Raw genomic sequence first — 23,817 nt, 5'->3', positions numbered from 1 at the left:
TTTGAGGTCGTAACCTCGCTATCAAAAACAAACGAGAATATTTGCATACTATTGGAGGAATACCCATGTATCACAAGACACAGCATCATCGATACATCTCTGGACTTGATGGCCTTCGGGCTTTTGCCGTCCTGTCCGTTATCGCTTATCACCTAAATTTCAATTGGGCTAACGGAGGCTTTATCGGAGTTGATATCTTTTTTGTTTTATCCGGATATTTGATTACCTCCATTCTATTGCCGGCATATGGAAATGATATCAATCTTGATTTTCGGGACTTTTGGGTGCGCCGCATTCGGCGGCTTCTGCCAGCGGCTTACCTTATGATCTTTTCCACTGTTGTTTGGGTCGTATTGTTTGACCGGGAACTATTGCACACCGTACGCGGGGATGCGATCTCTTCTCTCTTGTATATGAGCAATTGGTGGTTTATTTTTCACAAGCTATCATATTTTGATAGTTTCGGTTCCCCATCACCTCTAAAAAACCTTTGGTCGCTGGCGATTGAAGAACAATTTTATATCATATGGCCAATGTTTTTCGTTTTTGGAATGTACATATTGAAAAGCCGTGCCAGATTGGCTGCGGTAATATCGTTGCTTGCGCTTTGTTCAGCCATGATGATGAGCATACTGTATGAACCTGGCGGAGATCCGAGCCGCGTCTACTATGGCACAGACACTCGTTCGTTTGACCTTCTCATCGGATGCGCCTTGGCTTTGGTATGGCCGATGAAAAGGCTGTCTTCCAACAGGCTGCCAAGCAAACTGAAGCACACTTTGCACGCGACTGAATTTTCGGCATTTTGTATTTTAGTGTTATGTGTCTATTTCACAGATGAGTACGAACCTTTTCTTTACAGAGGCGGAATGCTATTCATTAGCATCACTGCCGCAATTCTTATCGCATGTGTTTGCCATCCGAGCAGCTTTTTAGGCAAGCTCCTTTCATGGAGGCCGCTTCGGTGGCTTGGAACAAGGTCTTACGGTATTTATCTTTGGCACTACCCTGTTATTGTGTTGGGCACACCAGTTCAAGAAATCGGAAACCCTGTGTTTTGGCATATCGTGCTAAAGATTATTGTGACATGTATACTTGCCGAGCTTTCCTATCATTTTATTGAGAAGCCGATACGGACACAGGGATTTAGAACATTTTTCAGCGGTGTTTTGATACATAGAATCAAGGAATGGAAAACGACATCTGTTATTAGCAAAATGTCAATTGGTTTCGTCATTTTCACTATACTTATTTTTGCAGGAGGGCTGTCTGGATTGGCCGGAGAGCAAAAGCACCCTACTAAATGGACCTATAGCTCACAAGAAACAAATGCTGACACCAGCCAAGCTTCTGGGGATAAAAAGGATGCTGCAGCAGATAAAAAACACAATCCTGAACAAAAAACACCAGGCTCCAAGCAAGGACACAAGGAAAATAAAAATAATGGGCAAGAGACTCATAAAAAGAAAGACACGCAATCTCAACAGTCGAAAGAACCCGCAGACACTGCGAAAGAAGTGCTAGCTATAGGCGATTCCGTCATGCTTGATATTTCTTCACACCTGCATCAGTCGCTTTCAAATGTGACGATTGATGGAAAGGTGGGAAGACAAATGTCTCAAGCTTTGGAACTCGCAAAGGAATACAAGTCTTTTAATCAGCCCAACAAGGCTGTCATCATTGAGCTTGGAACCAATGGCTACTTTACAAACAGCCAAATCGAACAACTGCTTCAATCTTTCTCAAAAGCCCATATCTATCTCGTCAATACACGGGTTCCCCGCCAATGGGAAAGCAAAGTTAATGAATCTTTACAGCACCAGGCAAGCGCACATCAAAATGTTACGTTAGTTGACTGGCATACAGTAGCCCTTCAGCATCCGGAATATTTTACCCCTGATGGTGTTCACTTGGTTCCTAAAGGGGCAAAAGCTTTGACTGCTCTTATTGTTCAGGCGATGAAATCGTAAAAAAGAGATCCTATACGAATCACTTTTTTACTTTAGTTTCTGATCGTTGATTATGTCTCCTTTCAGCAAGGCAGCCCTTATGTTTACATGCCGTTTACGTAAGGGTAAGCCAAAATTGAATGGAGGGATGATAATGAAAGGAAATGAAGAACATGACATCCAAAAAGAGCTGAAACGATATGAGCTTTTTTTCAAAAAACGATATAAGATTCTTTATACAGTAAACGATTTTATCATCGGTGCTTTGTTTCTCGTTGGAAGCTTTTTCTTTTTCTATGACCGTTTAAAGTCGGCAGGAATATGGCTGTTTGCGGTCGGAAGCTTGCTGCTGTTAATCAGGCCGACCATTCGGCTGATTCATGACCTTCATTACCGTAAACATGTGGAACGGCAATTCAAACATCAATCTTCAACAGATGACCGATCTTAAGGAATAAGAAAGAAAAAAATGCCGAAAGCCTGAGTCAAAAATCAAAAACAAGACTTTTAGACTATTTATTTTTAAAAATAAGGTAAAAAGAACTAAACTTTTGCCTCTCTATGACGATATGAATAATAAGGCCGGCGCGATACTCCCTATAACATCCTTTTCAGTAGATTTCATTATCGTGCCGGTTTTCTTACATGCAAAGCAATCCCGCCAATCTGATTGGCGGGATTTTATTTTTTATTAATTTCCTGTCCAAACGTCTTTTACATAACGTTTTTGGTCTTGCAGCTTTTGCAGCCAATCGGCGGATTCTTCCTGACTTGCCCCTTTTTCAGTTTCATATGCCCATCGCAAAGTTTTCTCTACGTCAGGAGCCATTTGCGATCCATCACCGCATACGTAAATATGGGCGCCTTTTTCAATGAGTGTCATCAATTTCTGTGAATCTTGCTTGAGCAAGTGCTGGACATATCCTTTTGATTCGTTTTCGACGCGTGAGTAGCATCGGCGGATTGTGACCAAACCTTCCTGTTCCGCTTGATCCAGCTCTTCTCTGTAAAGATCGTCATGATCCGGGCGCCGGCAGCCGAAGTATAAAAGTGCTTCACCAAGCGTGCTTCCTTCCTTATTCAAAACAGATCTTGCCTGAATAAAGCCCCTGAATGGCGCAATTCCTGTACCCGGACCAACCATAATCATAGGCGTGTCAGGGTCATCCGGCATCTGGAATCCGGACTGCGGCGTACGAATGAAGCAGGCTGCTGCATCACCTGTATTCAATTCTGCTAAATAAGTAGAGGCGACACCCCGGTATTCACCTCGGCCGCTCCAGGCTGAGGCTTTCACAACTCCTACCGTCATGCTCACGATATTTGCATGGGCTTTCGGTGAACTTGAAATGGAATAGTATCTCGGTTTTAGTGATGGCAAAAGTGCTAAAAACTGCTCAAACGGCATTTCGCAGGCAGGATAATCGTCTAAAAGATCAAGCATGGTAAGACGTTTTGCAAGCACCTGCTCTTTGTAAGTGCCATCATCTGAAACGAGCTGTTCCAGTTCTTTTTGATGCGGCGGGCAGACTGTATAAGATGCCAGCTCGCGAAGCTGAAGCCTTGAAGCCGGTTCCTGCAGCTCTACATAGGACGACAGTAAATCCGCTACTTTAATCGGCCGGTCCATCGGCAGGTGAGCCATATGAGCACTTCCGCTTATTTGTATTACATGATTGGACTGCAAACCGAATCGGCTGAGAACCCGCTGAACAAGCTCCCTGCTGTTCTTCGGAAGGATTCCGATATGATCGCCTTCTTTATATGTTTTCCCCTCCGGAATTTCCAATTCAATATGGCGGGTCGAACGCGTACTGTCAACTGACTGGAGCTCTCGATTCTCTAATACAATCCCTTCAAACGCGCCATATGCTTTGGCAACCGGCGTTTCCGTCGCTTCACTGAGAAAAGTAATCGACAATGAAGGCCTGTCTTCTTTCTGGGCGATTTCGTTAATATCAAATGCGTCCAGCGTTTCCTTCCAGAAGCGGTTTTCCCAAGACTCGCGATGGCTTTCAAAATCATCGGCGGCATCACCTTCCCCAATCGCTGTTAAACGCGTTGCCCCCTTTGCTTTCATCATGTCATCAATCAGGCGGGGAATCCGCTGATACGTGCTGGCCCAGCTCCGGTTTCCGCAGCCGAATACCGCATAGGAAACGCCTTTCAATCGGCCTTCCTCAAGCTCTTTCAGCCACTCTACAAAGCCGGCGGCATTATCAGGCGGCGCCCCATTATAAGAAGCCGTAACAATGACGACTGCCCCTTCTTCAGGAAGCTTGCCGATGTAATCATCAAGCGGAGCCGTTTCAGCTGTAAAGCCCATCTGGCGGCCTTGAGCGGCCAGTTCACCGGCTATTCCCTCAGCTGTCCCAAGGTTTGAACCGTAAAGAACGAGTAAAGGTGTGCCGTGTTTAGGTTTGGTTTCTTTTGGCTTTGTTTCTGTTTTGATGTCTGCCTGTTCTCTTCGCTGTACATTGATTGCCGCTGTTTTCCGCGGTTTCACAGTAATTTTAAAATCATCCGGCTTGATTGTTAATGCTTCTTTGATTTTTAGTTTATAGCCAGTATGGTTGAGCAAATCAAAATGCTTTAATACAAGACCAAGAACCATTGTCGCTTCTTGAAGAGCAAACTGCATGCCGATACAAGCGCGCTGGCCGTTTCCAAACGGCTTATACGCATGATGAGGGATACTTGAAGGATCTTCAAACCGTTCCGGACGGAAATCTTCCGCATCCGCTCCCCAAGCGTTTTGGTCCCGGTGCAGCTTCGGAATTAAAATGGTGACAGGCTGCCCTTTGCTGATCGGATATTCCCCGCCTAGAACAGTGTCCTCCTTCGCATATAGAGAAAAAGCCGGAGCTGTTGGATATAGTCTCAGGGTTTCGTTTAACACCATCCGAATGTATTTGAGCTGCTGGATTTGTTTATATTCAGGCGTGTCATCCGTTAACACGCGATCCGCTTCCTCCTGAGCTTTTTTCAGTTTTTCCGGATGTGTAAGCAGACAATAAATCGCAAAGGAAAGCAACCCGCTTGTTGTCTCATGTCCAGCAATTAAAAATGTGATGATTTGATACCTTATGTTTTCGTCATCCAGCGTTTCACCCGTTACTGGATCTTTGGCATAAAGCATGAGAGACAAGAGATCCTTAATGTTTTCATCCGGATTCGCCTTTCGCTCCGCTATCATTCTATCGACAAGGGAGTTCATGACTTCTATATCTTTTTGGAACTGCAGTTTCGTTTTCACCATCATTTTATCTTGCAGGCCCAGTCTTTTTGATTGATTCATCGCCTCTTTTAAGGCACGGAGCATGCTGGTGATAAACGGATGCTGCGAATCACGGTAAAAGCTGTTGAATCGATAGTTAAACCCGCATAACCCAATCGTATCAAGCGTCAGACGCGTCATATCGTCCGCTACGTCAATTTCTTCATTGGGGTTAAGGCGGCTCCATTTTTGTATAAGCTGGGTTGCGATATCCAGCATCATAGAATGATAGCCTTTCATCGCTTTTTGGCTAAAACTCGGCAGCAAAATGCGGTGGGCTTTTTGCCAGTTCGGTTCATGCGTCCAGCTTGTAAATAAGCCATCTCCGCCGAACTCGCGCACCTTTAGCAAACCTTTGCCAAGGTTCTTGTCAAAGCGGCTTTCATCACACACTTCAGTCACAAGATTGTGGCCTGAAACAAAAACACTGGATACTCCCGGAAAATCAAAACGGAAAATCGGTCCCAATTCATCAGCTAACCGCCATAAGGATTGAGAAAGCTGTTCTTTTTCCAGATGCGGAAGATTTTTTAAAGGTCCGTATGTTTTGGGCTGAGGTATTGCGCTTGCCTGTTTCATTGACATCTCCCTTTCCTATTTTTGTGATGATTGAAGCTTAATGGCATCCCAGCAGCACTGTTCCAATTCAGTAATTAAACCAGTGTCCATCTCTATATCACCTGTTTGGACGAGCTGATATAACTTGAGAAACGCCCCTAATACAATCGCAATTAACACATTAGAGGGCAGGCTGCGAATCACGCCTTCCGCTTTTCCCTTATTAAAATAGTCATCAAGCATTTGAGTCAGATTTTCTATCATTTTTTTGCTTGTATGATTTAAGTAATGAGCGTCTTTTTTGGTTTCAAGAAAAAAAAGCGCATAGTCACTCTCTTTCGTAAACTGAACGAGACAGCTAAATACGTGATGGAAGCCTTCTCTGACAGGCAGTTCCGAAATGTCTTGCTTCAGCTTTTCTGTAAATCGCTGAATGCTTTCTTGAAACAGTACGTTGACGAGTGTTTCTTTGCTGTCAAAATAACGATAGATCGTCCCTGTCCCCACATGAGCACGTTCAGCTATCATAGGAATAGTGGTAGCGTCAAAACCCCTTTCTGTAAAAAGCGAGACCGACGCTTTCATAATCATGTCGTATTTACTGCTGGATGCGGATAACATGTAATGCAACCTCCGATTCGTTTTGCGGAATGAATATTCATTCCTTTTGTTCATAAATAATATCTGCCCTATCTGATATCACCTCTTTGTTCTTTCTTCTGTTATAAGTTTATATGAAAAAAACTTTTTTTAATATAAAGTATATGCAAAAAATAAAAAATTAAGAAAATATACCCAATCCCTCATGTAAGGACCTTGGATATATTTCCCGAGAAATTTTTTATTTAATAGCCACAATACATAGACAGGAATCACGCCTGATGACAGAAAGTTCCCTGAAATGCTGGTCTTTCAACAGTTGAATATACGTTTTTTCTTTTTCACCGGTATTTGCATCAATACTGATGTAACACCGGCCGTCAATTTGAAGCACCCTGTAAATTTCTCTTAATGCAAGCCTAATATCGGTGCAGCTCTGAACCGTATGTAAAGAAAACACTTTATTAAAGATACGGTCATCAAAGGGAAGGTTCTCTGGAAAGCCATGAAAAACCTCCCCTTTCCCCATGTTTTTTCGATTCGCACGGGATATCTGCCTTACCTTTCGCTTTGAAGGATCAATGCTTTTTAAGCTCCCCTTGTCTAGTTTCTTGGCTATGCTTTTAAAAACAGTGCCATTTCCGATTCCAATTTCTAAAATTCTGTCATTTCCTTGTATATCTATAGAGTCAATCATCATATGCTCAATGGTTTTAATTTGCTTATATTTCCGAGAAAATAATTTCCAAAGATTCGATCGTTTATAGAGTCTATTTTCCAGCATTTTAAACACCTGCTTTTGGTTTCCTATGTTTATTTATTATATTCGAAAAATAAACATCATCTTCTTTTCTAAAAGGGAAGGAAGGTACCAACTAGACGGCAATGTGTCTAAAAACGTTTCGATAGAACTAAACTTTTTCATTTTTCCCGCAAAAAAAGCAGAAAACAAAATGTTTTCTGCCCTCTTTCTAATGCCAATGATAAGGGAATACATACAGCCTTTGCTGCTGCATTGCCATCAGCCTCTGCTGTCGGAACGGATTTCCATAGCCATGTTTGAAGGAATGCGGCATGGACGCATAACCATGGCCAATCGACGGCAGCCTTTTTTGATCATCGTTCATGATGCCATCACCTGCCTCACAATAACGTTGATTTACTATATGCAGGCGCGCATTTTCTTGACAGCTGTTTCGCTAAACTTGGTCCTTCTCCATTGTATAATGCATCAATAATTCCATTCTAAGCATATGCCATTCCCCCTTCAGTTTTTTTATTGCTTTTAGCGCCAGTTTGTTAAATAAAGATGCTTTAACTGAGACTCCTTCATTTCATCATAAATCTGCTCAATCTGCTGTTCTCGTTCGAATTCTTCCAGGCTCTTAAACCGTTTTTTTATCGTTAACGTTAAAAAGAATAGGTTAATCGTCATATGCTCACCCCCTTTCAAAGTCCGCACCAAGCGAAATAGCCCGCAGCATCAATCCTTCTGCCGCGGGCAAATAAAAACCGCAGACAAAAGAAGACACCAATGCCTCTACTGCCTGCGGGGAGTTGCGTATGTCCGACTATTCCGAATTTAATGCGTGCGATAAGCATCGGTTAAGGAAGGACACGAACTCTTCCACAGGCTGAATAAACCATGAACTTTTCCTTGTGTATCACGTACAGGTTGACGTCGTTGTCTCATTGTCATTTTGGTTCAGCCTCCTTTGCTCTTTTTTCTTACTTTGTAAGTATATCCACCAAATTCCATTTTGTAAACATCTTTTTCTAAAAATGGACTGAAATTGTGCAAATCATCGAATGGTTTTGCCCGTTGCTCATGATACCTGCTTCATTTCTTTTCTGGAGCGGTCTTTCTTATGATATGCAATAAAATAAATGAGTCCGACAAATACAGCTCCGCCGATGACATTGCCGATAAAAGCAGGAATGATGTTTCCGATAAACTGCCCCCACGTGAACGAGCCTGCAAAAATGGCAGCAGGGATCACAAACATGTTGGCGACAACGTGCTGAAATCCGATAGCCACAAAAGCCATAATTGGGAACCAGATGCCAAGGATTTTACCTGCTGCGTCTTGGGCGCCGAAAGAAAGCCACACTGCAAGACATACAAGCCAGTTACAGCCGATGCCGGAAATGAGAACCTTTCCAAAGCTCATATCGAGTTTTCCTTGGGCAACGGCAACCGTTTTTTCTAAATAAGGACCTGTTTCAGTCAATCCAACCAAATGCCCAAAAAAGTACGCAACAAACAATGCGCCGATTAAGTTCATAACTGTGACGATTCCCCAGTTAATCGCCAACTCTTTTACTGATATTTTTCTCGAAAATAACGCCATCGCAACTGACATCATATTTCCTGTGATCAGTTCAGCGCCAGCGAGAACAACAAGGATTAGACCAACTGGAAATACTGCTGCACCGATCAAGCTGGACAGGCTTCCCCATTCTTTCGGAAGATCACCGATCACCCTGATATCAAGCAAATACCCAAGTGCGATAAATGCACCGCCTAAAAACCCCAGCACAAGCAGTGACGGCAGCGGGAGCTTTATTTTTTTCATCCCTGCTTCTATTGCTGCTTCCGCTATTTCATCCGGTTTTCGAAAAGCCATAATAAAACGCCTCCATACTTCTTCTTTTCTAACAGTTATGCAAGAAAGGCAATAAAAAAGGCAGCACTCAAATAACCTGTGTCAAACCAGGCGTTTGAATGCTGCCTAACTTGTATGCATACCCATACAACAATATCAAGCAGTATGTAAGATATTGAAAGAGAATATATACAGTTCGTGCATACATTCCATTGCTTTAGCCTTCTATAACTGTAGCAATATCATATCAAATGTGACAAATTTGTGTCAATGGCAAATATGCTAGCTTTGCACAGCTTCTTTTTGATCATCTATTTTTCGGTCAAAAACAAATACAGATACAGCGATGTTTTCCTCAATTTTAATATCAGAAAACAAATGGACTAGCTTAGCTCCCATAAGTTCCTCCATTCCTTCCGGCGTTTGTTTGGAATAAAGGTCTTGAATCAGGCTTGTCCGGGCCGCATGTACCATCTCTCTTCCTTCAGGCGTACGGGCGATAAACTGCTCGCTTGCACTCAGATTTCCGTATAGCGTTGAAACTGCCATGTTTTCTACAAATACAGTATGAATTCGCTCAGGCCCTTTTCCGAACAATTCTTTGCGAAGCTTTCGAATGATATCATTGAATTCGTGAATTTTTTTAGACATGCTGATTACCCCTTCCGATATTGCCTTATAAAGGCTTTTCCCGGTTCCCCTTAGGACATTTCACTTGGTTAAAATTTTCCTGCCATATTGTATTATAATAAATATCACTTTATAATAAAAGCAGTGTTGATGGATTTGTAATAGGATCTTGTTATGAGTCTATCGTTTTATAAAAATCAAGGATTGGTCTGTTAGTAAGACTTGCTAGTGAACTATTCCGCCATGTGTGTTTACACCTTCTTAGAATTAAGGACAGGTGTATCTATACATGGCTTTTTTTGACTTCGTGAAAGAAAGATGGAGGGGAATATGAATATGATGGACGGTAAGTCGATCAGTATCCGTGTAGACGGAACAGAAATTCAAGCACGAGCAGGGGCCACAATTTTAGATATTTTAAATGAAAACGGAATTGAATACCCGCAGATTTGCCACGTACCAGAGGTTGATCCGATTCAAACTTGTGATACTTGCATTGTAGAAGCAAATGGCAAGCTGGTTCGTTCATGCGCGACGGTCGCAGAAAACGGAATGTCAATTGATCTTTCGGGAAATCGAGTGAAAGAAGCGCAAACCGAGGCGATGGACCGCCTTCTTGAAAACCATTTGCTGTATTGTACGGTTTGCGATAACAACAATGGGAACTGTACGCTGCACAATACAGCGGAAATGATGGGGATTGAGCATCAAAAATACCCATATACGCCAAAAGAAGATCCTTCTTGCGCGGTTGATATGTCTCATCCTTTTTACCGCTATGATCCAAACCAATGTATTGCCTGCGGCCAGTGTGTTGAAGTCTGTCAAAACCTTCAGGTAAATGAAACACTCTCAATCGATTGGGAACGCGAACGCCCTCGCGTTATTTGGGATGAGGGAGTTCCAATCAATGAATCTTCTTGTGTCAGCTGCGGTCAGTGTGTCACAGTATGTCCATGTAATGCACTGATGGAAAAATCAATGCTCGGGCAGGCTGGCTTTATGACAGGCATTAAAGAGGATGTCATGGAACCGATGATTGACCTCGTGAAAAACGTTGAACCGGGATATGGCAGCATTTTTGCCATTTCGGAAGTTGAAGCGGCAATGCGAGAAACGAGAACGAAAAAAACAAAAACTGTATGTACGTTCTGCGGTGTCGGATGTTCTTTTGAAGTATGGACAAAAGGCCGGGATATTCTAAAGATCCAGCCTGTTTCTGATGCTCCGGTTAACGCGATTTCCACATGTGTCAAAGGGAAATTCGGCTGGGATTTCGTCAATTCTGAGGAGCGGATCACAAAGCCTTTAATCCGTAAAAACGGAGCTTTTGTGGAATCTTCTTGGGAAGAGGCCCTCGATCTTGTCGCAAGCAGATTAGGATCAATTAAAGAGCAGTACGGTAAAGGCTCTGTCGGGTTTATCTCTTCATCTAAAATTACGAATGAAGAAAACTACGTCATTCAAAAGCTAGCGCGTCAGGTATTTGAAACAAACAACGTCGATAACTGTTCACGCTACTGCCAGTCTCCTGCTACAGACGGATTGTTCCGCACTGTCGGCATGGGCGGTGACGCCGGCACGATTAAAGATATCGCCAAAGCCGGTCTCGTCATCATCGTCGGCGCCAATCCGGCGGAAGGACACCCGGTGCTCGCAACACGCGTCAAACGGGCGCACAAGCTTCACGGTCAAAAACTGATTGTTGCCGACCTGCGTAAAAATGAAATGGCTGAGCGATCTGATCTGTTCATCAGTCCTAAACAAGGCACAGACCAAGTTTGGCTGATGGCTGTTACGAAATATATGATCGACCAAGGCTGGCACGATCAGGCGTTTATTGAGGAGAACGTCAATTACTTTGAAGATTATAAAGAAACCCTTAAAACGTATACGCTTGATTATGCAGAACGCATCACAGGCCTTTCAAAAGAAAACATCATTCAAATCGCTGAAATGATCCGTGATGCTGACGGCACTTGTGTCCTTTGGGGAATGGGTGTCACACAAAATACAGGCGGTTCTGATACATCAGCAGCCATATCAAACCTGCTTCTCGCTACGGGCAACTATCGCCGTCCGGGTGCAGGCGCTTATCCTCTGCGCGGTCACAATAACGTGCAAGGCGCTTGTGATATGGGAACGTTGCCTGGCTGGCTGCCGGGATATCAGCATATTACAGATGACAAAGCCCGCGCTAAATTTGAAGAGGCATATGGTGTTGAGATTGATGGAAAGCCTGGTTTAGATAATATTCAAATGCTTCATGCCATTGAAGAAGGCAAAATGAAGGCCATGTATCTTGTCGGTGAGGATATGGCATTGGTCGATTCAAACGCGAACCATGTGCATGATATTTTATCTAGCCTTGATTTCTTCGTGGTACAGGACATCTTCCTGTCAAGAACAGCTCAATATGCGGATGTCGTCTTGCCGGCCACTCCTTCACTTGAAAAAGACGGAACATTCACCAACACAGAACGCCGTGTGCAGCGATTGTATCAGGCGCTTCCGACGCTTGGTGACGCAAAGCCGGACTGGTGGATTATTCAAGAGGTCGCAAACCGTTTAGGAGCGAATTGGAATTACAGCCATCCAAGTGACATTTTCTCTGAAATGGCGAGTCTTTCTCCTCTGTTTGCCAAAGCAAGCTATGAGGTGCTAGAAGGCTGGAACAGCTTCCTATGGGGCAGCTTCACAGGTGAAAGCACACCGCTTCTGTATGAAGACGGATTTAATTTCCCTGACAAAAAAGCCCGCTTTGCCCTTTCTGATTGGACTGAGCCAGCGGCATTTCCAGAGGAATATGATCTTCATATCAATAATGGCCGTATGCTGGAGCATTTCCACGAAGGAAACATGACAAATAAATCGAAAGGCATCCAAGCTAAAGTGCCGAATGTATTCGTTGAAATCTCACCTGAGCTTGCACAAGAGCGAGGTGTTTGTGACGGTTCGCTTGTACGCCTCGTTTCTCCGTTCGGAGCAGTCAAATTGAACGCGCTGATCACAGATCGGGTACGGAAAAATGAACTCTATCTGCCAATGAACTCAACTGATAAGGAGTCAGCGATTAACTTCTTGACGGGACCTGCAGCTGATAAACGGACGAACACGCCTGCTTATAAACAGACAAAGGTCCGCATGGAAGTGCTTGGCGGCTGTGAAACAGCGCCGCTTCCGAAAACAAATCCGCGCAACAAAAAACGGCACCCGCAAAACGGAGTCGAAGCAGAAAGAAAATGGAACCGCCCGGGCTATGTCCATCTGACTGACTGATTAAACGAGGAGGAAAACGAATGGCCACTCCAATTACGACGATCAAAAAAGAAACAAAAACAGCCGAGCAAATGAAGGTTGAAAAAATAGAAGAACTGAAAGAGCTGCTGGCGGAAAACGAGGACGCCGTCTCTAAAACGATGACGATTATGAATGAACTCAATGATCTTGGAATTTTTGACGCGGCAACAAGCATGCTCAGAGCGAAGGAAGACATTGCCAAGATTGCGCTTGGCCAGGTTTCCCGTGAGCCTGTCACCAACCTCATCAACACGATGATGGCCGCCGGAGGCGCATTGACAAAAGCCGACCCTGAGTTTACAGCAAAGCTTTTAGAAAGCGTAATGGCTGGGACTGAACAGGCACAAAGCTTTTTAAAAGAAGACAAGAAAGTCGGGATTCTCGACCTGTTAAAAGCAATGAACGATCCTGACATCAACAGAGCCGTCGGCTTCGGCCTTCAGTTTTTAAAAGGCATGGGAAAAGAACTTCGAGAAAAATAACAGAAAAACAGCCATCGCGATGATGGCTGTTTTTTATTCGTCGGCTTCTTCCAAACGCTTCTTGTAAATAAGTGAACGGTCAGCGCAAAAGAAGGCACCGGCTAAAAATACGCAATCCGCTAAAAACATAGTCGATTTCTGGCCTAATGTTAAGCCTTGATCAGGGAGAACTGCGCCTATATATAAAAAAGTACTGACTGCAAGCAATGTAAAAGCAAAATGCTTGTAGTCTTCTTTTAAAGATTTTATTCTATTTTTATTCAAAAGAATCACCTGCCAGATTCATAGTATACGACTATTATAATATAATCCGGCGGCTTACAGAGAAAGTAATTCTATCCATTTGTTATATATTTTCAAGCGCTCGGCCGATATCTTCCACCAAATCTTCCGCATCTTCAATTCCCACAGAAATTCTGATCAACCCGTCCGTAATGCCGAGCTCAAGCCGGCGTTCTCTCGGAATAGAGGCATGTGTCATTCTAGCCGGAACAGAAATTAAGCTTTCAACCGCCCCCAAGCTTTCAGCAATGGTAAACAGTTTCAGATTTCCTAAAAACGCATCTACCCGTTCTTCACTGCCGATATCAAAGGAGATCATGCCGCCGAAGCCAGATCCTTGCGTTTTTGCAAGCTCATGTCCGGGATGATTTGAAGAACCGGGATAATATAACGTTTGGACAGCAGGGTGATTCTCAAGAAAGCTTGCGATTTTCCGCGCATTTTGATCAATCGCTTCCATTCTGAGACCCAACGTTTTGATTCCTCTCATCAAAAGCCAGGAATCTTGAGGGCCGAGCACACCGCCTGTGGAGTTTTGCACAAAATGCAGCTCTTCTCCAAGCTCTTTCGAGGCTGTTACAACTAAACCTCCGACGACATCACTGTGTCCGCCAAGATATTTTGTCGCACTATGAAGCACGATATCAGCGCCTAAAGTAAGCGGCTGCTGAAAATAAGGCGTGTTAAAGGTATTGTCTACGATAAGCAGAACTCCTGATTTTTTTGCGATATCCGCCATGAGCGTCAAGTCGGTGATTTTGAGCAACGGGTTTGTCGGTGTCTCAATATAAATGGCTCTTGTGTTAGGACGAATTGCTTTTTCAACTTCTTCTCTGCTGCTCGTATCGACAAATGTTGATTCAATGCCAAGACGGTTAAGCACCTTTGTCATCACGCGGTATGTTCCGCCGTACACATCATCAGTCAACACGACATGATCTCCGCTGTTAAACAGCATCATAACTGCTGTAATGGCAGCCATTCCTGAGCTGAAGGCATAACCTGCTTCCCCGCCTTCCAGTTCTGTCACAAGTGCTTCGAGAGCGGTTCGAGTCGGATTGGCCGTTCTTGAATACTCGTAGCCTGTATGCTGCCCTGCTTTCGGCTGCTTGTACGTGCTTACTTGATAAATGGGCACGGAAACTGCGCCTGTTTTCTCATCACCTGTGATTCCGCCATGTATCATCATTGTTTTTTTCTTCATATCAGATGCCTCCTTCGTATATTTGTTTGCTGATATATCGATCGCTGCTGTCAGGAAGTACAGTAACAATGTTAGTTCCCGCGGATGCTTTTTTCGCTTCCTCCAATGCTGCATAAAGCGCTGCACCTGAAGAGCTTCCGATCAGCAGGCCTTCTTTTTCTGCCGCTTCTTTCACAAGTCTAAACGCATTCTCATCTGTTACGGTGTAGATCTCGTCAAAGTGATTCTTATTCATATAATCGGGGATGAACTCCATGCCGATGCCCTCAGTTTTATGAGCATGAGGCTCTCCTCCGTTTAAAATCGAACCCTCCGGTTCAACAATCACCGTTTTGACTGCTGGATTTTTTTCTTTCAAGTAGGAAGCTGTTCCTGCAAACGTGCCCCCTGATCCTGCCCCGGCGACAAACGTATGAATATTCCCGTCAAGCGCTTCCCATATTTCAGGTCCAAGCGTCTTATAGTAAGTCGATGGATTTACTCGGTTTTTAAATTGCAAAACACAATAAGAATTTTCAATCTCAGTCTCCAGCTGCATGGCTTTTTGAATGGCGCCCTGCATTCCGTCCTCACGCGGGGTATAAATGATTGATGCTCCAAGCGCCTGCATAATTTGCTGTTTCTCTGTGCTGAAATGTTCCGGGACACAGAAAATCGCTTTCAACCCATATTTTCTGGCACTTAGCGCAAGGCCGATCCCTGTATTGCCTGCCGTCGCTTCTATAATCACTCCGCCGGGCTTCACCTTGCCTGAATCGAGCGCGTCACGAATCAGCATATCTCCCAGTCTGTCTTTGATGCTTCCGCCGGGATTCATCATTTCAAGCTTGGCATACACCGCGACTCCTTCTGGAACATCAAAGTTCTTTAAGCGGAGAAGCGGTGTATTCCCAATCAGCTCGGTAATGTCCGTAATCACTGTCATGTATGTCCTCCTCCTTATTAGAGGTTGTTTTTAGAAAAACGGAGGAGAACATGCCTCCGTTTTAATGAATTCGTTTGATCACCTTTAACACAAGCTCTGTTGAATTGACAGCCGCCTGCTCTAAAAATTGGTCAAATGAAACATGTGATTCTTTTCCTGCGATATCTGATAACGCTCTGATGACGACAAACGGCGTTTTAAATTGATGGCACACCTGAGCCACTGCCGCAGCCTCCATTTCAACCGCGTATAGATCAGAAAATCTCGCACGCACCTCTTCAACCCGCTTCGGATCGTTCATAAAAGAATCGCCTGTTGCAATCGTTCCTTTTGCAACCTGAATGCCGTCGAGTTCGGAAACCGCTTCTTCCGTGATGCTGATCAGCTTTTCATCCGCCGAATAAGCAGCCGGAAGACCTGGCACTTGCCCGTATTCATAGTCAAAAGCCGTTACGTCTACATCATGGTGGCGAACGTCAGTGGAAATGACGACATCTCCTACATTCAATGTATGATGAAATCCGCCCGCTGAGCCTGTGTTAATCACATAATCAGGCTTGTAACGGTCAAGCAAAAGCGTCGTGCTGATAGCAGCATTCACTTTTCCAATTCCTGATTTTAGAAGAATTACTTCAGTTCCTTCATATTTGCCAGTTGTAAATTCACAGTGTGCGATTGTTTCTGTTTTTGCATTTTCAAGTTTGTTTCTTAGGATGGTAACTTCCTCTTCCATTGCTCCGATGACTGCTAGTTTCATCTATTCACATTCCCTTCATTTTACCGTTTGATCGCCTCCATTATCCACACGAAGTCGTTTTGCTGAGAGAATCGGACTGCAAAACTTTCAGCTGTAAACATCTCTTTCAACGCATCCAATGTAGGATAATGTTCTGTCTCTAAATCATTTGCAAGCTGATAGAAGCCTTGAGAACGGGCTTTATCGATAGCCTGTTGATACGCTTGCGCATCTTCAAAGACGGTATCGGCAAACACTATTTTATCATGCAAATGAAGGTATTTGCCATATTGCTTTATGGCGGCCCGCTTTTCTTCGTCGGTTAAATGATGAAAAGCGTATGAACTGACAATGGTATCAGCCTGAAATGGCGGCTTAGGGAATGTCAAGAAGTCTCCGTCTACGATTTCCGTTCTGCCTGAAAGCTTGTCAGAAGCCAGTTTACGCATTGCTGGAGAAGGTTCGATTCCAAATACAGTTTTGCCCGCATCAAGCAGCTTTGCTGTCAAATTCCCGGTCCCCGGGCCAAATTCTAACACGTGCATTCCAGATTTGCTGACGATGGCATCAAGGATATGATCGTAGCCTCTGAACGCTTCTTTATACTGAATATCAAAGCCTTGTACTGTTTGATCATAAGTTGCTGCCCAATCTTCAAAGAGAGGGATAAATTCACGTCCCATATTTGTCACACTCCATATTTAATAATTCCTATAAGTATACTATGAATTAACGATGGAACAGTTCCTATCATACCACATCTTCTGAAAAGCAGGTACTAAAACACTTTGTGTATTTTATGCCATCTCATATTGCGCAAAGACTGCAAAAAAGCTTATACTTCATATGACTTGTGAAAGCTGGAGGGTCAAGACATGAATTTTCAATTAGATCTGATTAAAGACAAAGTGGAATTTTTTGAAGCGGCTTCATTGCAGGAGCTTGAAAAGAAAATCAATACACAAATTGAAAACAATAAAGCCATCATGCTCCGGGTGAAATCTGTTTCACACCAAACTGCTGTGGCAGAAGGAAGAATATTGTATAGCGCGGTGGTTCATTTCGCAGCAGAAGCCTAAAACAAAAGCAGCCGGTTGTAACCCGGCTGCTTTTGTTTATTTTAGCTTTTCTACTTTTGTCGGCTTCCAGCCTTTTTTATCAACCCATGTAATCGTGACTTGATATTTATTCCCAGTCGCCTTGTCTAAAATCTTGCCTTTGGCATCCTGAGGGCTGCCGTTATTTCCAAGCCAGAGCACCGTCATGTTATCTGTTGAGACACCGGTTGCATATGAAATGGCTTTTAGCATCTCAGCCCAGTCTTGTGAGCTTGAATCATAAGTAGCGGCATGCTCGCCTGTCTGCTCAGTTCCGACTGCTTTCCAGTCAGAATTTTCATACGTTTTTTCCACATCGCTTGATGAGCCGCCTTCTGTAACTTTTGCATCTTTAAGCCCGTCACCTGCTGAATCTGAGTCAGAGTCATCTTTTTTAGAAGAAGAATCATCTTTTTTGGAATCTGAATCAGAATCTGAAGACTTCTCAGAATCCTTTTCGCTGTCAGAAATATCTTTCTTGCTGTCTTTTATATCCTCATCCGATTTCTTTTCCGTCTTTCCTGAAGCCGGAGATTCTTGTTTTTGTGTCGTTTCAGAATCCTTGCTGACATCTTTGCTAGAAGGACTGTTAATGAAGAGATTCGCTGCTACTACGACAATTAGTATGGATACGATTGCGATTAAAATGTTAAGCACTAAATTGGCTTTTCTGCGCTTATCACGGTTTTCATAACGAGATTGATTATTGCTCAATAATTCTGCACTCCTTTATCCCTCTTGGCTCAGCATATATTTTAACATGTGCTGAGAAGTTGTTCTATTTCTGATTGATTTCAATTTCGTGTACTTTTTTAACAATATCATAAAACACTGAATTTGTCAGAGCCTTATCTCCCGGTGTATCCATGTGTAAAACAACAAGAGCGTATTTCGGCTTATCCGCGGGAAAGTATCCGGCAAACCATTTTTCATAAAGCGTTTCTTTCTCTTTTGAAAGCTTGCCTGTCTGGGCTGTGCCCGACTTCCCTGCTACAGTATACGGAAGGTCTTGAAACCTTCTGCCCGTTCCGGAAGGAGATTCTACCACCCGCCGCAGCATTTTTTGAAGCTGCTGTGACGTATATTTGTCTATCGTTTCTCCTTTAAGCTTCTGATCTTTAAACGTAACGAGCGTTGTGCCATTCTTATACTCAATTTGTTCGGCAATTTTCACCTGCCGTTTTTCTCCGCCGCGGGCGATTGTCGCCATCATATTGGCTACCTCGAGCGGCGTTACCTTTACATTTTTCTGTCCAATCGCTGTTTGCGCAATGGCTTTTTTGACTAATTTGTCTTTTTCATCCCCCCATATCACGCCGCTTTTTTCGTTATAGAACTGGCGGAAATCGGATTCGTGGTACAGTTTTCCCTCCCAGCCTGCCCGATCAGTGAGAGCGAGCTTCTCAGACATATCTTCAATAACCGAGCTGTCTTTTTTCATTAATTGTTCTGCAAGACTCGTAAATGTGTAATTGCAGCTTTGGGCAAAACTTTCATCAAAAGACAAGGTTCCTTTGTCGTCCCCCGGTTCCCCGTACAGGTTTAAATTGCAATTAAAGGTTTGGCTCGGCTTCACCGTATTATTTTCGATTGCTGCCGCTGCAATAACTGTTTTAAAAACTGATCCGGGATAGATTGGCATCAGCATATAATTTTGAAGTGTGTTTTGCCGGGACACATCCGCATTAGGTTTGCTTACAATACCCAAAACGCTGCTATTTTCGATGTCCAGCAGCACAGCTCCTCCTTTTTTCAGCCCCTGTTCATCCAATACCTCCTCCATCGCTTTTTGAATGCTTTGATCGATCGTTGTTTTGACCTGGAGCGGATAAAATGTATTGGCTTCAGCTGTATATTTGACGTCCATGCCAAACAAAGGGTTTCCCTTTCCGTCCACATGATATAAAAGCTTTGTGTCTTGTTCCGGAAGCAAAAATTCATCAAATGTCCGTTCTAAACCGGTTGTTCCAATTTCTGTCGTAATCGGAAGGTTCTCCTTGTCAGGATATTTCTTTCGGAGCAGTGCCGGATCTTGATTCGTGCTCCCTATCGTATGTGAAGCAAGGCTTGGCTTGTCTTCATTCTCCATATATACGCCGTAAATGCCGGGATATTTCAAAGAATTGATTTTTGTGATAGATTGTTTTGAAAGTGTTTTGATTTTCTTTTGCTGCAAAATGACCGGTTTTTTTGCCTTACCTAGTGTCTGGCGCAAATCGTCTTCAGACATGCCGAGGATGTCCGCAACTTTTTTGATCGGCCAATCCTGTGTCAGCAGAAAAGGGAACAAAACAACCGCAGGCTCGCTTTGGCCTGTGAGCGCCCGCCCGTTCCGATCTAAAAAAGAGCCTCTTCCATCTGAAATAAGCACTTCCTCCGTCCGCTGTTTCACACTTTCTTGAATCAAATTGATTTTCTTTTTAGAAAATGATTCTGTGAAGAACAGCTGGATTTCTGCAAGCCTCAGCAGAAGCAGAAAAAATACAATCAAAAAAGCGATGACTGCCAGCTTCATTCGTTTCGATATCTTCATAAAAAAACACCTCACCCACATTGTGGACGAGGTGTTTCGCTGCTAAACAGATATTATGAAATTTTCACAATTTTCACGAGCATTTCTCCGCCCGGTGTTTGAACTGTGACTTCTTCGTCTACTTTTTTGCCTAAAAGGCTTTTTGCGATCGGTGAATCGTTTGAGATTTTCCCTTCAAACGGATCAGCTTCAGCGCTTCCGACGATCGTATATGATTCTTCGTCGCCGTCAGGCAGCTCGACGAAAGTGACGGTTTTACCCAAGCCGACTACGTTAGAGCCGCCGTCATCTTCAATGATTTTCGCATTGCGAATCATATTTTCAAGAGTCGTCACGCGGCCTTCTACAAATGCCTGCTCTTCTTTCGCTGAATCGTATTCAGAGTTCTCGGAAAGGTCTCCGAAGCTTCTCGCAATTTTGATGCGCTCTACTACTTCTTTTCGTTTAACCGTTTTCAAATATTCTAATTCTTGTTCAAGTTTCTGTTTTCCTTCTGCAGTCATAGGAAAAACTTTCTCTTGTGCCATGTCCCTTCACTCCTTCTGGTTGTCCCTCAACATCTTCGATTATGTATGAGAGCATAAACTAAAAAATACAAGAATGAGAACACAGGGCAGTCCTCGTTCTTCTCTCCCATATAGGTACTGTTTATCTTAAACTGAATCTTGTCGTTCTGCAAATATTTCGCGTTTATAAACAGGGAAAGAAGGGAATTCGCACATTCCCTTCCTGCCTATACATAATATGGTCAGAGTTATTTATGTCTATGCTATGGTATTACAAAATCGCGTTTTGTTCAAGAATGGTTTGAATTTTTGTGACCATCAGATCAATTGCGACGTGATTCTGTCCGCCTTCCGGGATAATAATATCAGCGTATCGTTTTGTCGGCTCGACGAATTGATTATGCATCGGGCGGACCACTGACACATATTGTTCAATGACAGAATCAATAGAGCGTCCGCGCTCATTAATATCTCTCATAATCCGTCTGATGATACGCAAGTCAGCGTCCGTATCAACGTAAAGCTTGATATCCATCAGATCACGAAGCCTTTTGTCTTCAAGAACAAGAATGCCTTCAAGGATAATAACATCCTTTGGCTCTACGTGAACCGTTTCTTCTGAACGTGTGTGCAGCTTATAATCATAGATCGGCTTTTCAATCGGGCGATAATTCAATAGGTCCTGAATATGCTCGATTAAATAGTCATTATCAAACGCAAGCGGATGATCATAGTTTGTGTTCAGCCTTTCTTCAAACGGAAGATGGCTTTGGTCTTTATAATAAAGGTCCTGCTGGATCATTAAAATCGAGTGTCCTTTAAATTGTTCATAAATGGACCGTGTGACACTCGTTTTTCCTGAACCGGAACCTCCTGCGATTCCAATGACTACTGGATTCTTACCCATGGGCTGTTACTTCCCCTTTCTCATCATGTTGCTCGGATAAATCTTTTTGTCTAGTTTGAATTTGACAATTTGCAGGGGATGGCGGGCAGCATCTAGCTCATTTCCGTCTTCGTCCCAAATGGTTTCAATCGTATGTGTAAAGTTTTCGATTTCCGGACCGAAAAATTCCACTTCGTCGCCTTTTTTGAAGAAATTGCGCTGCTGAAGCGTGACCATTTGTGTGTCTTCATCATAATTCAGCACTAAGCCGACAAAATCATATGTCGTTTTTTTGGCGTGCTCGCCGAACATTTGCTCTTCATAGCCTGGCGTTCCTTCAAAGAAAGCTGTCGCAGTGTCCCGGTTGGCGCACTTATCGAGCTCTTCAAGCCATTCTTTTTGAATCACAAAGTTTTCTGGATCAGCGCAATAAGCATCGATTACTTTGCGGTATACGCTGACAACAGTTGCTACATAGTGAATAGATTTCATGCGGCCTTCAATCTTTAAGCTGTCTATTCCCATTTCAATCATTTTCGGAATGGATTCAATCAGTTTCAAATCTTTCGGGCTCATCGCAAATGGTGCATCTTCTTCACCATACAAAGCAACGGCGTTAGCACCGTCTGTTTGGTAGAGATCATAATCCCAGCGGCATGACTGGCAGCAGCCTCCACGGTTGGAATCCCGCGCTGTCATGTGATTGCTCAGCACACAGCGGCCGGAATATGCAATACACATTGCGCCGTGAATGAAGGATTCGATTTCGATATCTACCTTTTCTTTCATTTCTCTGATTTCAAGAGCGCTTGTTTCACGTGCCAGCACGACGCGGTCAAGACCTTCTTCCTTCCAGAACTGGACAGCCTTCCAGTTTGAAAGAGACTGCTGTGTGCTCAAGTGAACCTCAACATTCGGCGCCACTCTGCGGCATGTTTCGATAATAAGCGGATCCGCCACAATGATGCCGGCAACGTTGGCATCTCCAAGCGCTTTTAGATAGTCTTCAAGCCCGTCCATGTTTTCATTATGAGCGAAAATATTCGTTGTTACATAGATCTTCGCGCCATATTTCTTTGCGAATTCAACGCCTTCTGCAATTTCTTCGATCGTAAAGTTATCGGCATTCGAGCGCAGCCCGTATTCCTGTCCTCCGATAAAGACCGCGTCCGCTCCGTAATGAACAGCGATTTTCAGCTTTTCAAGATTACCCGCAGGTGCGAGAAGCTCCGGCTTTTTCGTAATCACACGCTTACCATTGACGATTGTGGATATTTTATCATTTACGGCAGTCATAGCTTAACCTCCTTTTGATTAATAAACCGTTTCCTTGAAGAAGAATCCGGTATCGATTTTTCTGTTCACTGGCTGGATGCTTTCAATGCGTTCAATCCAGTCTTCTTTTTTCGCTTCGTATTCGTCACGGTCTTCCACGCACAAATCAATTGCTTCTCTGTACATTTTGGTGACTTCTATTAAGTATTCAGGCGTTTTCAGGACACCGTCAATTTTGAAGGAATCAATTCCGGCATCTATCAATTCCTCGAGCTCATCAATGATGCACACATCGTTCGGGCTCATAATATGAGTGCCGTTTTCATCTTCGAAAATCGGATATTTATTATCACGCTCTTTATCGTGCAAAAACATACCAGATTCTTTTTTCTTTCTTTCAATGTCCATGACTTTGCCTTGATATTCAAAATAGTTTCCAATCAAAGAACGCTTCGATTGGAACATGCACGTCATTCCATGCACCTGGATTTCAATTTCGACTTCAGCATTTTCTTTCATTTCGACAATGCTATCCATGTTTAATTCTCTGGCAAGCACAGAACGCGCCGCGCCCTTGCGTCCCCAGTAGTTGCATGTATAGTAGTTGGTGCCTGTTGTTTCTGTACTCCAATGAAGCTTCAGATCAGGCGCAGATTCACGGGCAGCCATCAGCACGGCAGGATCGCCGAATACCGCTGCATCGACACCGGCTTCCGCTAAGAAAGCCAGATATTCGCCAAGCTCACCCACTTTATCGTTATGGAAAATTGCATTTACAGCAACGTATACTTTTGCCCCTTCTTTGTGGGCAATCTCTACGGCTTTCGTTACATCTTCACGAGAAAACTCTCCGGCCAATCTCAAGCCGTATCTCTGTTCCCCAACTAAAAACGCAGTTGCTCCCGCCTGTATGAGCGGCAAAATGTCAGCCGCACTTGTCGGCGTCACTAAGAGCTCTGGTTTTTTCATGA

Annotated in this window: 23 protein-coding genes; 5 read left to right on the top strand and 18 right to left on the bottom strand. The window is 43.6% G+C overall.

Annotation, left to right across the window (positions count from 1 at the left end):
* Positions 1–65 precede the first annotated feature (65 nt).
* A complete protein-coding gene (gene oatA, locus QA442_RS08320) occupies positions 66–1,970 on the top strand; it encodes a peptidoglycan O-acetyltransferase OatA (protein WP_071581502.1) in 1,905 nt (634 codons plus the stop codon).
* A 133-nt stretch (positions 1,971–2,103) separates the two neighbouring features.
* On the top strand, positions 2,104–2,400 hold the full coding sequence (locus tag QA442_RS08315; RefSeq protein ID WP_069149956.1) for a YrhK family protein: 297 nt from the start codon (positions 2,104–2,106) through the stop codon (positions 2,398–2,400).
* A 240-nt stretch (positions 2,401–2,640) separates the two neighbouring features.
* Here the strand turns inward: QA442_RS08315 and cypB are convergent, their stop codons facing one another.
* The 7 genes from cypB to QA442_RS08280 form a co-directional block, all read right to left on the bottom strand.
* Positions 2,641–5,805, bottom strand: coding sequence for a bifunctional cytochrome P450/NADPH--P450 reductase CypB (gene cypB, locus QA442_RS08310; RefSeq protein WP_095432874.1), 3,165 nt, complete (start codon positions 5,803–5,805; stop codon positions 2,641–2,643).
* A 15-nt stretch (positions 5,806–5,820) separates the two neighbouring features.
* Positions 5,821–6,405, bottom strand: coding sequence for a transcriptional regulator FatR (fatR, locus tag QA442_RS08305; protein ID WP_071581504.1), 585 nt, complete (start codon positions 6,403–6,405; stop codon positions 5,821–5,823).
* 220 nt (positions 6,406–6,625) lie between these two features.
* On the bottom strand, positions 6,626–7,168 hold the full coding sequence (locus tag QA442_RS08300; protein WP_095432873.1) for a class I SAM-dependent methyltransferase: 543 nt from the start codon (positions 7,166–7,168) through the stop codon (positions 6,626–6,628).
* Positions 7,169–7,355: 187 nt separating this feature from the next.
* Positions 7,356–7,514, bottom strand: coding sequence for a hypothetical protein (locus QA442_RS08295; RefSeq protein WP_134975278.1), 159 nt, complete (start codon positions 7,512–7,514; stop codon positions 7,356–7,358).
* 155 nt (positions 7,515–7,669) lie between these two features.
* The gene (locus tag QA442_RS08290) at positions 7,670–7,819 is read right to left on the bottom strand and encodes a YrzI family small protein (protein ID WP_004399102.1); all 150 of its coding nucleotides are present in this window, start codon (positions 7,817–7,819) and stop codon (positions 7,670–7,672) included.
* Between the two features lie 391 nt (positions 7,820–8,210).
* Entirely contained in the window at positions 8,211–9,011 is an 801-nt protein-coding gene (locus QA442_RS08285; protein WP_069839591.1) for a formate/nitrite transporter family protein, read from the bottom strand.
* Positions 9,012–9,272: 261 nt separating this feature from the next.
* On the bottom strand, positions 9,273–9,641 hold the full coding sequence (locus tag QA442_RS08280; RefSeq protein WP_014664781.1) for a Na-translocating system protein MpsC family protein: 369 nt from the start codon (positions 9,639–9,641) through the stop codon (positions 9,273–9,275).
* A 315-nt stretch (positions 9,642–9,956) separates the two neighbouring features.
* Between QA442_RS08280 and fdhF the strand changes: the two genes are divergently transcribed.
* Complete coding sequence (fdhF, locus tag QA442_RS08275; protein ID WP_095432907.1) at positions 9,957–12,899, top strand: formate dehydrogenase subunit alpha; 2,943 nt, start codon at positions 9,957–9,959, stop codon at positions 12,897–12,899.
* 20 nt (positions 12,900–12,919) lie between these two features.
* Positions 12,920–13,402, top strand: a complete 483-nt coding sequence (locus QA442_RS08270) for a helical membrane plugin domain-containing protein (protein WP_095432872.1) — start codon at positions 12,920–12,922, stop codon at positions 13,400–13,402.
* Positions 13,403–13,435: 33 nt separating this feature from the next.
* Here the strand turns inward: QA442_RS08270 and QA442_RS08265 are convergent, their stop codons facing one another.
* The 5 genes from QA442_RS08265 to QA442_RS08245 form a co-directional block, all read right to left on the bottom strand.
* Entirely contained in the window at positions 13,436–13,666 is a 231-nt protein-coding gene (locus tag QA442_RS08265; protein ID WP_095432871.1) for a YrhC family protein, read from the bottom strand.
* Positions 13,667–13,748: 82 nt separating this feature from the next.
* Complete coding sequence (locus tag QA442_RS08260; protein ID WP_095432870.1) at positions 13,749–14,888, bottom strand: bifunctional cystathionine gamma-lyase/homocysteine desulfhydrase; 1,140 nt, start codon at positions 14,886–14,888, stop codon at positions 13,749–13,751.
* A 1-nt stretch (position 14,889) separates the two neighbouring features.
* Positions 14,890–15,813, bottom strand: coding sequence for an O-acetylserine dependent cystathionine beta-synthase (locus QA442_RS08255; RefSeq protein ID WP_103749958.1), 924 nt, complete (start codon positions 15,811–15,813; stop codon positions 14,890–14,892).
* Positions 15,814–15,874: 61 nt separating this feature from the next.
* Entirely contained in the window at positions 15,875–16,570 is a 696-nt protein-coding gene (gene mtnN, locus QA442_RS08250; RefSeq protein ID WP_095432338.1) for a 5'-methylthioadenosine/S-adenosylhomocysteine nucleosidase, read from the bottom strand.
* 20 nt (positions 16,571–16,590) lie between these two features.
* Positions 16,591–17,232, bottom strand: a complete 642-nt coding sequence (locus tag QA442_RS08245) for a class I SAM-dependent DNA methyltransferase (protein ID WP_095432339.1) — start codon at positions 17,230–17,232, stop codon at positions 16,591–16,593.
* Positions 17,233–17,424: 192 nt separating this feature from the next.
* On the opposite strand from QA442_RS08245, the gene QA442_RS08240 reads away from it, so the two are divergent.
* Positions 17,425–17,628 (top strand): YrzA family protein, encoded by a 204-nt coding sequence (locus QA442_RS08240; protein ID WP_014477495.1) that lies wholly within the window; start codon positions 17,425–17,427, stop codon positions 17,626–17,628.
* Positions 17,629–17,664: 36 nt separating this feature from the next.
* On the opposite strand, the gene QA442_RS08235 is transcribed toward QA442_RS08240, so the two are convergent.
* From QA442_RS08235 to QA442_RS08210, 6 genes are all read right to left on the bottom strand, one after another.
* Positions 17,665–18,360: a YrrS family protein gene (locus tag QA442_RS08235; protein WP_095432340.1), complete on the bottom strand. Its 696-nt coding sequence runs from the start codon at positions 18,358–18,360 to the stop codon at positions 17,665–17,667.
* A gap of 64 nt (positions 18,361–18,424) precedes the next feature.
* Complete coding sequence (locus tag QA442_RS08230) at positions 18,425–20,179, bottom strand: peptidoglycan D,D-transpeptidase FtsI family protein (RefSeq protein ID WP_095432341.1); 1,755 nt, start codon at positions 20,177–20,179, stop codon at positions 18,425–18,427.
* A 53-nt stretch (positions 20,180–20,232) separates the two neighbouring features.
* On the bottom strand, positions 20,233–20,706 hold the full coding sequence (greA, locus tag QA442_RS08225) for a transcription elongation factor GreA (protein WP_004399078.1): 474 nt from the start codon (positions 20,704–20,706) through the stop codon (positions 20,233–20,235).
* 250 nt (positions 20,707–20,956) lie between these two features.
* Positions 20,957–21,592, bottom strand: a complete 636-nt coding sequence (gene udk / locus QA442_RS08220) for a uridine kinase (protein WP_003225916.1) — start codon at positions 21,590–21,592, stop codon at positions 20,957–20,959.
* A gap of 6 nt (positions 21,593–21,598) precedes the next feature.
* The gene (locus QA442_RS08215) at positions 21,599–22,867 is read right to left on the bottom strand and encodes a peptidase U32 family protein (RefSeq protein ID WP_003229802.1); all 1,269 of its coding nucleotides are present in this window, start codon (positions 22,865–22,867) and stop codon (positions 21,599–21,601) included.
* A gap of 18 nt (positions 22,868–22,885) precedes the next feature.
* Complete coding sequence (locus QA442_RS08210) at positions 22,886–23,815, bottom strand: peptidase U32 family protein (protein WP_095432342.1); 930 nt, start codon at positions 23,813–23,815, stop codon at positions 22,886–22,888.
* Positions 23,816–23,817 lie beyond the last annotated feature (2 nt).

The sequence above is a fragment of the Bacillus stercoris genome (assembly GCF_029772985.1).
Classification (GTDB): Bacteria; Bacillota; Bacilli; order Bacillales; family Bacillaceae; genus Bacillus; species Bacillus stercoris.
Note: the sequence above shows the minus strand (reverse complement) of the source record. Positions and strands in the feature narration are given on the sequence as shown.